The organism is Brevundimonas bacteroides DSM 4726, assembly GCF_000701445.1.
Lineage (GTDB): Bacteria > Pseudomonadota > Alphaproteobacteria > Caulobacterales > Caulobacteraceae > Brevundimonas > Brevundimonas bacteroides.
This window is the reverse complement of the sequence record NZ_JNIX01000010.1, coordinates 210,783-223,683: the sequence shown is the minus strand read 5'-3', so window position 1 is coordinate 223,683 and position 12,901 is coordinate 210,783. Positions and strand designations below refer to the sequence as shown.

At 69.8% G+C, this 12,901-nt stretch carries 10 protein-coding genes and 1 riboswitch; of the genes, 1 reads left to right on the top strand and 9 read right to left on the bottom strand.

What is annotated here, in order from left to right; genetic code table 11:
- Window positions 1-2 precede the first annotated feature (2 nt).
- The 9 genes from Q333_RS0110600 to Q333_RS17025 all read right to left on the bottom strand — a co-directional run bounded on the left by Q333_RS0110600 (window position 3) and on the right by Q333_RS17025 (window position 11,654).
- Entirely contained in the window at window positions 3-1,631 is a 1,629-nt protein-coding gene (locus tag Q333_RS0110600) for an FAD-dependent oxidoreductase (protein WP_029416852.1), read from the bottom strand.
- 87 nt (window positions 1,632-1,718) lie between these two features.
- The gene (locus Q333_RS0110595) at window positions 1,719-2,501 is read right to left on the bottom strand and encodes an ABC transporter ATP-binding protein (protein ID WP_051651257.1); all 783 of its coding nucleotides are present in this window, start codon (window positions 2,499-2,501) and stop codon (window positions 1,719-1,721) included.
- On the bottom strand, window positions 2,498-3,484 hold the full coding sequence (locus Q333_RS0110590; RefSeq protein WP_029416849.1) for a FecCD family ABC transporter permease: 987 nt from the start codon (window positions 3,482-3,484) through the stop codon (window positions 2,498-2,500). Before Q333_RS0110590 ends, Q333_RS0110595 begins: the two co-directional genes overlap by 4 nt.
- On the bottom strand, window positions 3,481-4,404 hold the full coding sequence (locus tag Q333_RS0110585; RefSeq protein WP_245591536.1) for an ABC transporter substrate-binding protein: 924 nt from the start codon (window positions 4,402-4,404) through the stop codon (window positions 3,481-3,483). Before Q333_RS0110585 ends, Q333_RS0110590 begins: the two co-directional genes overlap by 4 nt.
- A gap of 102 nt (window positions 4,405-4,506) precedes the next feature.
- Window positions 4,507-4,703, bottom strand: a riboswitch (cobalamin riboswitch).
- A gap of 37 nt (window positions 4,704-4,740) precedes the next feature.
- The gene (locus tag Q333_RS0110580) at window positions 4,741-5,877 is read right to left on the bottom strand and encodes an endo-1,4-beta-xylanase (protein ID WP_245591535.1); all 1,137 of its coding nucleotides are present in this window, start codon (window positions 5,875-5,877) and stop codon (window positions 4,741-4,743) included.
- A gap of 73 nt (window positions 5,878-5,950) precedes the next feature.
- Window positions 5,951-6,361 carry a flagellar export protein FliJ gene (locus tag Q333_RS0110575; protein ID WP_029416846.1) on the bottom strand — a complete coding sequence of 137 codons (411 nt, stop codon included), beginning with the start codon at window positions 6,359-6,361 and terminating at the stop codon, window positions 5,951-5,953.
- A gap of 13 nt (window positions 6,362-6,374) precedes the next feature.
- Window positions 6,375-7,718: a flagellar protein export ATPase FliI gene (fliI, locus tag Q333_RS0110570; protein WP_029416845.1), complete on the bottom strand. Its 1,344-nt coding sequence runs from the start codon at window positions 7,716-7,718 to the stop codon at window positions 6,375-6,377.
- 75 nt (window positions 7,719-7,793) lie between these two features.
- The gene (locus Q333_RS0110565) at window positions 7,794-8,543 is read right to left on the bottom strand and encodes a M48 family metallopeptidase (protein ID WP_029416844.1); all 750 of its coding nucleotides are present in this window, start codon (window positions 8,541-8,543) and stop codon (window positions 7,794-7,796) included.
- Between the two features lie 63 nt (window positions 8,544-8,606).
- Entirely contained in the window at window positions 8,607-11,654 is a 3,048-nt protein-coding gene (locus Q333_RS17025) for a PAS domain-containing protein (RefSeq protein ID WP_051651256.1), read from the bottom strand.
- 265 nt (window positions 11,655-11,919) lie between these two features.
- Between Q333_RS17025 and cysK the strand changes: the two genes are divergently transcribed.
- A complete protein-coding gene (gene cysK / locus Q333_RS0110555) occupies window positions 11,920-12,897 on the top strand; it encodes a cysteine synthase A (RefSeq protein WP_029416840.1) in 978 nt (325 codons plus the stop codon).
- The last annotated feature ends 4 nt before the right edge of the window (window positions 12,898-12,901 follow it).

The following is a 12,901-nucleotide window of genomic DNA, read 5'->3' as shown; positions in this document are numbered from 1 at the left end:
GTCTAACCCTCGCCCGGCCTCACGTGCCGGTAGACGTGGCTGATGACCACCGAGCCTTCGCCGACCGCTGAGGCGACCCGCTTGACCGATCCGGCCCGTACATCGCCGACCGCAAAGATGCCGGGGCAGGAGGTGGCATAGGGCGATTCCGACAGGCCGCAGTCCTGGCCCGTCTTGATGAAGCCCTTGTCGTCTAGCTCGACCAGACCGTTCAGCCAGGCGGTGTTGGGCGCGGCCCCGACCATGATGAACAAGGCGCGGCAGTCGATCTCCCGACGCGATCCGTCCAACCGGTTGAAGATCGTCAGACGCTCCAGCCGGTCCTCGCCCTGCAGGTCCTCGACCTCGCTCCTATAGTGGACCGTGATCCGGGGGTCGGCCTCCAGCCTCTGGGTCAGATAGCTGGACATGGAGGCGGCCAGGCTCGGCCCGCGCACTACGACATGCACATGATCGGCGTTGCGGCTCAGGTACATGGCCGCCTGACCCGCGCTGTTGCCCCCGCCCACAATCACGGCCTCGGTCCCCCGGCACCAGCGGCCTTCCAGCTCGGTCGCCGCATAGTAGACGCCGGCGCCCTCGAAGTGCTCCAGCCTGGGCAGGGGCAGGCGGCGGTACTCGACCCCGGTCGCCACCACGACAGCGGTGGCACACACCGACTGGCCATCGTCGAAGCGCACGCAGAAGGTCCCGTCCTCGGCGCGCTCGATGCCGGTGGCCCGCAGGGGAATGGCGAACCGCGTGCCGAACTTCATCGCCTGCACCTCGCCGCGCCAGACCAGGTCCGCGCCCGAGATACCGGTGGGAAAGCCCATGTAGTTCTCGATGCGGCTGGACGTGCCCGCCTGCCCGCCGATCGCCAGATCCTCGCTGACCAGGGCGCGCAGTCCTTCGGCGCCGGCATAGACGCCCGCCGCCACGCCCCCCGGTCCGCCGCCGACGATCAGCACCTCGAACGCGTCGTCCGGGTCCAGTTCGATGTCGAGCCCCAGACGGTTGGCCACCCGGGCCGGGGTCGGGTCGGTGATGATCTCATCGGCCCCGAAGATGACGGCGGGCTGGACCTCGCTCAGCCCACACTGGTGCAGGGCGGCCCGGGCCTCGGGACTGTCCAGCGGATAGCTGACGGTGGCGATGCGGTTGCGGGTGGCGAAGGAGGCGACCCGGCGGATGGCCGCGCTCTCGTCCACGCCGATCAGGCGCAGCGCCCCGTCGCCGTCCTCCAGCTGGCGGCGCCGCCGCGCCGCGAAGACGCTGATGATGATGTCCGACATCTCGGGGATCTCGCTCATCAGCCGCAGCATGGTTGGCCGATCGACCTGGGTGATCGTGGTGTCCTGCGCCGCCCGCATGGGCAGGGTCCAGCGCCCGCCGGCCAGAAAGCCGATCTCGCCCATGAACTGGCCGGGCCCGAGCGTCGAGGGCAGGCGCCGCTCCCCGGTGGTCAGGTCCACCACCTCGACCTCGCCCGCCTCGAGCCAGACGAACTGGTCCATCCGGTCACCCGGACGCGCCAGGAACTCCCCGGCCTTGTAGGTCCGGGTCTGCCCCGCCGCCCGGATCGCCTCCACATGGGCGGGGCTCAGCGGGGTCCGCTTGGTCTGACGCAGATCGAAGGCGATGGATTCCATGTGATGCGCGACTCCCGATGCTCCGGCTTAGCTTAGCCCGTGTTTCGTGACGATTTGATCCGGATGCGGTGGATCACTGACGACCCATCACAGGCGGGCCAAGACCTCGATGACCGGGCCGTGGAGACCCGCCTTCACCTCGGCGCGGATGCCATAGGCGGTGGCGATCAGGTCGGGGGTCAGGGCGGTCGCGGCCGGGCCGTCGCCGATCACCCCGCCATCGGCCAGCACCACGATCCGGTCGGCGACGCGCAGCGCCAGGGACAGGTCGTGCAGGGTCAGGATCACCCCGACGCCGCCTTCCGCCATCGCCCGGAACAGGCTGACCGCGTCCAGCTGATGGGCGGGATCCAGTCCGGTCATGGGCTCGTCAGCCAGCAGCCAGTCGGGCTCTCCGGCCAGGGCGCGGGCGATCAGGACGCGCGCCCGTTCGCCGCCCGACAGGATGTCGACGCTCCGGTGCGCTAGGTCTGTGGCGCCCGCGGCGGCCAGTGCCCGGTCCACCGCCGCCTCGTCCTCGGTGGTCAGGCCGCGTGCGCCGATGAAGGGGGTGCGACCCAGTCCGACCAGGGCGCGCGCCTCGACCGGCCAGGCGATCTCGGGCGTCTGGGGAAGGACCGCGATGCGTCGCGCCCTCGCCCGCGCCGGCATGTCGGGCAGGGGAGAGTCGTCCAGGCGCACGGCTCCGCTCGAGGGCCTTATCAGCCCCGCGAGACAGTTGAGCAGCGTCGACTTTCCCGCGCCGTTCGGCCCCAGAACCGCGGTGACGGTCCCGCTCTCGAAGCTCAGATGGACGTCGCGCAGAACCGGACGGCCGCCCAGCGACATGCCGAGAGCCACACACGTCAGCAGGGAGACCGGCCGGGTCATGCCGTCCCCTTGCGCAGGCGCAGCAGCAGCATCAGGAAGAAGGGCGCTCCGAACGCGGCCATGGCCACGCCCAGCTTCACCTCCGCCGCCGAGGGGGCCAGCCGCACCAGAATGTCGGCCGCCAGAACGATCACCGCCCCGCCCAGGATGCTGGGTCCCAGAAGGGCGCCCGGCCGCGCCCCGACCAGCGGCCGGAGCAGATGCGGCGTCACCAGTCCGACGAAGCCGATCACTCCCGTCACGGCGACGCAGGCTCCCGCCGCCAGCGCCACGCCCGCCGCCAGCACCCACCGCGTCCGCTTCAGCGACACGCCCAGCGACCGGGCCCCGGTCTCGCCCAGGGTCAGAGCGTCCAGCGCCCGGCCCGTGGTCAGCAGCAGGCCGCAACCGAGCACGATCAGGGGCGCGGCCATGCGCACCTCGGGCCATCCGCGGTCCTCGATCGACCCCATCAGCCAGTCGACGATCTCGGCCACGGCCCAGGGATTGGGCGCCAGCGACAGGGCCAGCGACACGCCCGCGCTCGCCACCACGCTCAGGATCGCCCCAGCCAGCAGGAACGACACCATGCTGGATGCCGACCCGGACAACAGCATCAGGGCGACGACGCCGAGCAGCGCGCCCGCCACCGCCGCGACCGGCAGGGTCCAAGGCGCCAGCGCCGCCACCCCGTAGTAGAGCGTCAGCACGGCCCCGAGCGCCGCCATGGCCGAGACCCCCAGCACGCCGGGATCGGCCAGGGGATTGCGGGTGTATCCCTGCAGCGCCGCGCCGCTGAGACCGAGCGCCCCGCCGATCAGCAGGGCCAGCATCGTGCGCGGCGCCCTCAGTTCCAGAAGGATCGGCCAGCGCGGGTCCGAGCCCGGATCGAACCAGGCCTCGAACGGCACCCAGACCCGGCCGATGCTCAGGCTGAGGATCGACAGCACGACCAGCGCCACCGCCAGGCCACCGTACAGCAGAGGACGGTTCAGCGCCTTCATGCGCGGACCTCCAGCACCGCGCGCCGCGCCTGCGCCAGAGTTGCAGCCGTCTGGATCAGCACGGGCCCGCCGCAAAACAGCAGCTTCTGCGGAAAGGTCTCGCGCCGCATCCGGTCGGCCAGATGGGCCAGCGCCGGATGGCGCAGCAGGCTCTCGGCCCGGCTGGGCGCGCCCGGACGTGTGACGCCGCTCAGAAGCACATCCGGCGGATCGGCCACGATCTGTTCCAGCGGCACCGCCATCGACTGGGTCAGGCCATAACGGACGGCGGTGTTGTCGAACCCCGCGCGCCGAATCATCTCGTCCATCAGCGTGTTCGGCCCCGAGGCGAACCCGCCTGGCATGAAGATCAGCGCCGACGGCCGGGGCGCACCGGCGGGCGGCTCGGCGGCGGCGATGGCGGCCTCGATGCGCGCGACCAGGGCCTCGCCCCGCTCGGGCCGCCCGACCAGGGCCGCCACCTCGCGCACCTGGGCCAGGCTGTCGGCGACCGTTTCCGGCACCGGAAACACCGCTTGGGGAATCTCCAGCCGGTCCAGCGCGCGACGCAGTGGCTGGGACACGAACTGGCCGTTCAGCACCAGATCGGGCGAGAGGGCCGCGACCTCCTCGACCGTGCCCCAGGTGAAGGGCAGGTCGCGGGCCACCTCGGCGATGGTCGAGCTGTCGGCTTCGCGGGAATAGTGGCTTAGCGCCGTGATCCGCTCGTGCTCGACGACTTCGACCAGGATGACGTCCAGACAGGGGTTCAGCGACACGATCCGGCGCGGCGGGCCGTCAGCCGCAGGCGGCACGGGCGGGATCGGCTCTCCGCAACCGGCGAGCATCGCCAGCCCCCCGGCCAGCAAGGCGCGACGGGGGATCGCCGCGTTGGGGGCGGCGTTCCAGGCATCATCAGACGGCGGCCGGTCTTCGGCCATCGGCGTCCCTTCCTTCGACGTCGCCGACGCAGCCGAGGCGCGTCGGGACAGGCATCGTCGTCGGGGGTTCGACCCGTATCGCCCGGAACACCACGTCCGCGCGACGCACGACCGCGACAGGCAGGTCTCCTGGCTCGCGGGTCAGGGCCGGTGCGCATCGCCTTCCCGGAAGCCGCTCGGGCCGCCAGTGGCATTCGACGCGCGGGCTCGCCGCTTACAGTTGCGTGGTCAGCCCGGGTCTCTCACCCGAGTTCCCTTTTCATCCCCGTCGCTGGGGAACCTGTCGCACCCTCAGGCTAGGCCAAGGCGTCGCAGGCGACAATGGCAGAGGGGCCCTCAGGCGGAGAAGCCGTCGACCACCGCCTGGAACATCGGATTGGGCCGACCGGCCGCGTTGAACAGCAGGGGGCTGTCCTTGCCGTCGTCGCGGGCGTCGCGGCGTAGCCAGCTGTCGGTGTCCCTCAGGCCCCAGACGGTGAAGGCGTGCCTCTGGGCGGATGGCAGGTCCATGAAGGCCTCGGCCAGCTCCATCACCCGCCCGGTCTGCTGCTCGATCTTCTGGCGCTGGAAGCGGGTGTCGATCCGACCCTCGCGGCGCAGGCTCGCGTCCAGCTCCGACACATGGATCGGCAGGCCGAACTGTCCGGCCTCGCGGAAGAAGGCGGTGATCTGGCCGGCTGGGATTTCGATGTCCAGATGGCTCTGGGTGCCGATGCCGCCGATGGGCACGCCCCGCCCCAGCATCCGCTCGACCAGTCTCAGAAAGGTCGCGCCCTTCGCCGGCAGGTTCTCCAGATTGTAGTCGTTCAGGAACAGCACCGCGTCCGGATCGGCGGCCTTCGCCTGCTCGAACGCCCGGGCGATGTAGCCGTCCTGGCCCAGCACCTCGGACCAGTGACAGTCGCGCAGGCCGTTACCGTCCTCGGCCACGGCCTCATTGACCACATCCCATCCGTTCACGCGGCCCCGGTAGCGACCGGCGACCTCTGCGATGTAGCGATCAAAGGCGGCCACGAAGGTCCGGCGGTCCAGTCCGTCAAAGGCCTCAGCCCCTTGCGAGTACCAGACTAGGGCATGGCCATGCAGACGCAGGCCGTGAGCGGTGCAGAAGTCCGCGATGCGGTCCGGCGTATCCCACAGGAACCGGTCCGGCCCCTGCAGGATGTACTCCATCTTCATCTCCCACTCGGGCGTGAGCTGGGAGCAATGGGTCAGACACAGATCGACCCAGGCCGCATCATCTAACTGCCCCGCCATCGCCGCTGTGCCGATGGGGAAGGGGACAAGCGACTTCAGCGGGCTCGCCTGGATGACCGGCTGTGCGGCCTCGGTGCTCCCGCAGGCGGCCAGCGCGAGGTTGGAGGCCAGGAAGAGGCGTCTGCTCAGTCCCTTCTCCCCTTGCGGGAGAAGGTGGCCCGCAGGGCCGGATGAGGGGTGAAACTCGGTCTTGCCGCTGAGGGTCATGGGACGCATCGGATTCGTGTCCTCGTACCCCTCATCCGTCAGCCGTTGGCTGCCACCTTCTCCCGCAAGGGGAGGGAGAAACTCAGGCCGATCGCCGCCTCAGCCCCATCTCGTCGAACGCCGCCGTCTCGCGCTTGCCGGCGGCGATGAGGGCATTGAGGCGGGTGGTCTCGGCGACGTGCTCGAACTTCTTCAGCTCCGAATAGGCGTCGGTCAGGGCGTCGCGCGCCCCGGCCTCTTCGGCATCGAGCGTGTCCAGATCGGCCTCGGCCAGACCCTTCTTCGCCTTCCACCCGGCCAGATAGGCCTGCAGTAGCATTCCGGCTTCCGCGTCCGCCCGCGCCCGCTCGCGTTCCACCTCGACCTCGGCGTCCAGCACGGCCAGCCGCATCTCGGCGGAGGCCTTTCTCGCCGTGATCTCGGCCAAGCGCTTCTGCAGCGTCTCGACCTCGTAGTTGGAGATGCGGATGAGCGAGTGGGCCCAGGCGGTCATGCGAAATCTCCGGTCACTGCGGGACCATGCCCTGGTTCAGAATAGCCTCCAGCCGGGTAAAGGAATCGGTAAGACGGGTGACGTCCTCCTTGTCCTGACCCAGAAAGGCTTCCAGCGCCGGGTTCAGCGCGATGGCCCGGTCGACGATGGGATCGGCGCCCGCGCGATAGGCCCCGATCTTGATCAGCTCTTCCATGTTGGCATAGGCGCTCAGGCACTGGCGCGCCCGCTTGTTCAGCTCGCGTTCCGGCGGCGTCTGGTTCTCGGGCATGGTCCGGCTGACGGACTTCAGCACGTCGATGGCGGGAAAGCGCCCGCGCTCTGCGATCTTGCGATCCATGACGATGTGGCCGTCCAGGATGCCTCGCACGGCGTCGGCGATGGGCTCGTCATGGTCCCCGCCGTCGACCAGCACGGTGAACAGCGCCGTGATCGGCCCCGCCGTCGTCCCGTCCGGCCGCACCGGCCCCGGCCCCGCCCGCTCCAGTAGCTTGGGCAGTTCGGTGAAAACCGTCGGCGTATAGCCCTTGGTCGTCGGGGGCTCGCCCGCGGCCAGGCCGATCTCCCTCTGCGCCATGGCGAAGCGGGTGACGGAGTCCATCAGGCACAGGACCTCCAGATCCTGGTCCCGGAAGTATTCGGCGATGGCCAGCGTCATGTAGGCCGACTGACGCCGCTTCAGCGCCGGCTCGTCCGACGTCGCCACCACGACCACGGCGCGGCGCAGGCCCTCTTCGCCCAGGGTCTCCTCGATGAACTCGCGCACCTCCCGGCCCCGTTCGCCGATCAGGCCGACCACGACGACGTCGCACGTCGCCTGCTTGGCCAGCATGGACAGCAGCACCGACTTGCCCACGCCCGATCCGGCGAAGATGCCCAGCCGCTGGCCCCGGCAAGTGGTGGTGAACACGTCCATCGAGCGCACGCCCAGATCCAGCCGCTCGCCCACCCGGCCGCGGGAGTGCGCTGGCGGCGGCGAGGCGCGCAGCGGATAGGGCGCCGGCCCCGTCGGCAGCGGCCCCTTGCCGTCGATCGGCTGACCGAAGGCGTCGATGATGCGGCCCAGCCAGGCGGTCGTCGGCCGCACGCTGGCCTGTTCGCCGATGATGTGGATGTCGGCGCCCGGCGCCACGCCCTCGACCGGGCCGAAGGGCATCAGCAGGGCCTTGGAATCCCGGAACCCCACGACCTCGGCGGGCAGGGGCGTCGCTCCCCGCCGCCCGATCTCGGCCCGCGCCCCGACCGCCAGCCGCGACAGCCCGCCCCGCGCCTCGATCAGCAGGCCCGATACCCCCGCCACCTTGCCGGTGACGAGCAGCGGATCGACGGCTTCAATGGCGGCGATCAGGTTGCGCAAAGGGGCACGGCCTCAGAGTCGGGAGGCGTTAACCTTTGCGCCGTCGTGGTTAACGAGGCGTGAAATCGGCCGGGATCAGCTCCATCCGCGCTGGGCGATGTAGGCCTCCAGAGCCTGGATGCGGGTCGCGTCCGACGGGTGGGTGGAGGCGAACTCGGGCTGGCCGGACTGACGCTGCTGGGCCATCAGCCGCCACAGGACGACCGCCTGCGACGGCCGGAAGCCGGCGGCGGCCAGATAGTCGACGCCCAGCCGATCCGCCTCCAGCTCGTCCCGACGCGAATGGGGCAGCAGCAGGCCGTACTGCGCCGCGACCGATCCCAGAGACCCCACGGTCTGGCCGCGCGAGCCGGCCACGCCCTGCGCCACCGACAGACCGATGTTGGCCAGACCCGCCGAAGTGGCTCGCTCGGCTGCGTGCTGGGCGACGACGTGTCCGATCTCGTGGCCAATAACGGTGGCCAGCTGGTCGTCGTTCTGGACCAGAGCCAGCAGACTGGTCGTCACCCCGATCTTGCCCGACGGCAGGACGAAGGCGTTGGGGCTCTGGCTGTTGAAGACGGCGTAGTCCCAGGCCCGGTCGGTCAGGTTCGCGGCCCGCACCAGGCGGTCGCCGACCCGGCGGATGCGTTCGACCTGTGCTCCGGTGCGCGTCGGGTTCTGGGTGCGCAGCAGCTCGGTCCAGGCGGCGTCGGACTGCTGGTTGATGGCCGCCGTGTCGCCCAGGATCAGCTGGTTGCGGCCCAGCGTCTCGTTATAGGCGCAGGCCCCCAGCGCGGAGGAGGCGAGCAGGGCTGCAGCAAGGGCGGTCAGGCGGCGGGTCATGTCGGGCCTCGGTCAAGCTTTCAGGTTCAGGCTGGCGAAACTCGCGCGTGGGCCGGCCGGTTCCTAGCCCTCGATCATCTCGCGGATTCGCGCGCCCAGGGCCGAGACTTGGAATGGCTTGGTCATGACCGCCATGCCGGGTTCCAGTGTATCGCCCGCCACCACCGCGTTCTCCGCATAGCCGGTGATGAACAGCACCTTGAGCTCCGGCCGGCCCACGCGCGCCGCGTCCGCCACCTGTCGTCCGTTCATGCCGCCCGGCAGGCCGACGTCGGACACCAGCAGGTCGATCCGCGCATCGGAGTTCAGGATGGCCAGACCCGCCGGGCCGTCGGCCGCCTGCAGCACCGAATAGCCGGCGTCCTCCAGCACCTCGACGACCAGCATGCGCACGGTCTCCTCGTCGTCGATGACGAGGACGGTCTCGCCCTGGCCGGTCTCTTCTTCGGCGGCGGCCTCGACCTCCGGCCCCTCGCCCGCGTCGGCCGAGCCCAGCCAGCGGGGCAGGGCGAGCGTGATGGTCGTGCCCTGACCCGGTGCGCTTTCGATCCGCACCTGGCCGCCCGATTGGCGCATGAAGCCGTGGATCATCGACAGGCCCAGCCCAGTCCCCTGGCCCAAGGGCTTGGTGGTGAAGAAGGGGTCGAAGGCCTTGGCCATGACATCGGGCGTCATGCCCGATCCGGTGTCTGTCACCGACATTTTCACATAGTCGCCGGGCGGCAAGTCGCGGAACCGGGCTTCCGCGGCGTCCAGCGTCACGTTGTAGGTCCGGATGGTCAGGTCGCCGCCGTCCGGCGCCATGGCGTCCCGGCTGTTGATGCACAGGTTCAGCAGCGCATTCTCCAGCTGCGACGGGTCGATCCGCGTGGTCCACAGGTCCGGATCGGTCTCCAGCGTCACGCGTACGTCCGGCCCGACGCTGCGCCGGATCAGGTCTTCCATACCCAGCACCAGCCGGTTCACGTCGGTCGGCTTGGGATCCAGCGTCTGCCGACGCGAGAAGGCCAGCAGCCGCTGGGTCAGGGTCGCAGCCCGTCGCGAGGCCCCCTGCGCAGCCTGAATGTAGCGATCCATGCCCGCCAGCCGTCCCTCGGCCATGCGTTTCTCGATCAGTTCCAGGCTGCCCGAAATGCCGGCCAGCAGGTTGTTGAAGTCATGCGCTATGCCGCCGGTCAGCTGGCCGATCGCTTCCATCTTCTGAGACTGACGCAGGGCCTCTTCGGCGTGCATCAGCTCGGCGGTGCGTTCGACGACCCGTTCCTCCAGGGTGGCGTTCAGGGTCCTGAGCGCCTGGGTGGCGCGCGCCCGCTCCACCTCAATGCGGATGCGGATGGCGACCTGGCGGACCAGTTCCACCTCGTGGTCGCTCCAGACACGCGCGTCCGCCTGGTTGACGAACACCATCGCCACCAGATCTCCACCCTCCAGAACGGGGACGTTGATGAAGGCGCGACAGGCGGCCTCTTCCAGGCTGTGGATCGCCCCCTCGGCGCGCGGGTCGCCCCGCACGTCGTCGACGCGCAGCATCGCGCCGGTCTTCATGTCGTCGATGAAGTCGCCCCAGTCGCGCAGCCGCAGCGTCCCTGCGATCGACCGGGCGCGGTCAGACACCCAATCCTGCTCGACGTGAATGGTCTCTGCGACCGTGTCGACGGTGGCGTATCCGACGCGGTCGGCCTTGAGGAACTTGCCTAGAACCTCGGCGGCGCGGGCGGCCAGGCAGGCCGGATCGGCCAGGTCGCGCATGGCGTCGCCGATCTCGACCAGGGCCTGCTGGCGCAGCTCGGCTTCCTTGCGCCCGGAAATGTCGGAGACCACGGCATAGAAGCCGTCGACCGCCCCCGTATCGTCGCGGCGGGGAATGTAGTCGGCGCGGATATGGCGGCCCCGCACGCCCGCATAGGGCAGGAAGTCCTCGAACGTCAGGGTCTCGCCGGCCAGCGCCGCCTCGATGCGGGGCAGGGCCTTGGCATAGGCGGCCTCGCCCAGCACCTCGACCAGGGGGCGGCCCACCAGGCTCTCGGCCTTGGGTCCGAACCAGTCGGCATAGGCGCGATTATTGAGCTGATAGCGGTGATCCCGATCGACGAAGCTGACCAGCACGGTCAGGCTGTCGGTCAGGCGTTGCAGCTCATCTCTGCGCCGGGCCGCGTCGCGCTCGGCCTCGCGCCGGGCGATGGCGGCGCGTGCGCGTTCGCCGAACTCACGCGCGAAGGCGATCTCCTCGGGCGTCCAGACGCGCGGCGTGGCCGAATGCACCAGCATCTGGGCGACCGTCCGCCCGCCCTCCTGCAACGGCGCGTCCAGCAGGGCGGCGACGCCATAGCTCAACAGGGGCAGGGGGTCGGCGCGCGTGCGGGGATCGGTCCGCACATCGTCGATCGTCACCGCTCGCCCGGCGACGATGTCTTCGACATAAACACCGTAGTCCCGGAAGTGGTGAGAGCCGACCACCGACGCCGTCTCCGGCGCGGCCCGCCAGTCACGGACCACGTTGACGGTTTCCTGGTCCGGATCGATGATGCCGTAGCCGACGCGATCGGCTCCGAACGTATGGCCCAGAATGGCCGCCGCGGCCTCGGCCATGTCCAGCGGGTCGTCGGTCCGGCTGATGGCGTCGTCCAGCGCGATCAGGGCGTCCTGCCGGTCCCTTTCCTCGGCCTGGCGCCGCTCGGCCGCCACGAGCTCGGTGATCTCGTTGACGAAGACCATCAGGCCTGCGGGCGCGCCGGTCTCGTCCGGCACCGGAGTGTAGTCGAGATCCAGCCAAGCCGACTCCAGTCGGCCCTGACGGTCCAGCACAAGCTCCTGCCGATTCAGCGACCAGGCCTCGCCGGCCAGGGCGCGGCGGATGTTCTGATCGTTGAAATCCGCGATTTCGGGCCAGCCCTCGCGCGCGCCCATGCCCAGCAGCTCGGGATGCCGGCGCCCGGCGAAACGGGCGTAACCATCGTTGTAGAGCAGCGTGCCTTTATGGCCCCACAGCAGCACCATGGGATTGGGCGCCGCCACCATCATGCCCACGATCGTCTTCAGGCTTTGCGGCCAGGCCTCTATCGGCCCCAGAGGCGTGGAGGCCCAGTCATGCGCGCGAATCCGCGCGGACATCTCGCCTGATCCGCCGAGAAAGTCCGTTCGATGGTCGCGCTCTGCAGGCGTGTTCAGCAGTGACGATCCCCCCGGCGGCGGCTTTGCGCCTGTTTCCCGCGTGTGTGGAACGCAGCGAGGCTGTATTGGTTCAAGGACGCCGTTGCGCCCTGTGGCGTCCGTCCTATGTCCTGTCAGCGCGTCGCCCGGAAGTGGCTCCGGGCGTCGGATTTCAGACGTTTCAGACGATTCGCACGCGATTTCCCATCTCAGCCGGAGCTCTCCCATGTCCGACGCCCTCTCCGCCGCCGCCCGTTCCACCTCCGGCCGGGGCAGGGTCTATGGCTCGATCCTGGACACTATCGGTGACACGCCCATCATCGGCCTGCCCCGCCTGACGGCCGAGTATCAGCCCAAGGCCAAGGTCCTCGCCAAGCTGGAGTTCTTCAACCCGATCGCCTCGGTGAAGGACCGCATCGGCGTGGCCATGATCGAGGCGCTGGAGGCGGACGGAAAGATCAAGCCGGGCGGCGTCCTGATCGAGCCGACCAGCGGCAACACCGGCATCGCGCTGGCCTTCGTCGCCGCCGCCAAGGGCTACCGCCTGATCCTGGTCATGCCCGAGAGCATGTCGATCGAGCGGAGGAAGATGCTGGCCCTGCTGGGCGCCGAACTGGTGCTGACGCCCGCCGAGAAGGGCATGAAGGGCGCCATCGCCATGGCCAACGATCTGCTGGAACGCACGCCCGGCGCGGTCAGCCCCAGCCAGTTCGAGAACCCCGCCAACCCCGCCATCCATCGCTCCACCACGGCGGAAGAGATCTGGAACGACACGAGCGGCGCCGTGGATATCGTCATCTCCGGCGTAGGCACCGGCGGCACCATCACCGGCGTCGGCCAGGTGCTGCGCGCGCGCAAGCCGGGTCTCAAGATGATCGCGGTGGAGCCCACCGCCTCGCCGGTCCTGTCCGGCGGCGAGCCCGGCCCGCACAAGATCCAGGGCATCGGCGCGGGCTTCATCCCGGCCGTCGTGGATCGCTCCGTGATCGACGGCGTCGAACAGGTCTCCAACGAGGACGCCTTCGACATGGCCCGCAAGGTTGCCCGGGTCGAGGGTATCCCCGTCGGCATCAGTTCCGGCGCGGCCCTGGTAGCCGCCTTCCGTCAGGCGGCGCTGGACGAGAACGCGGGCAAGACCATCGTCGTCATCATTCCCAGCTTCGCCGAACGCTACCTGTCCACGGCCCTGTTCGAGGGGCTGTAACGCG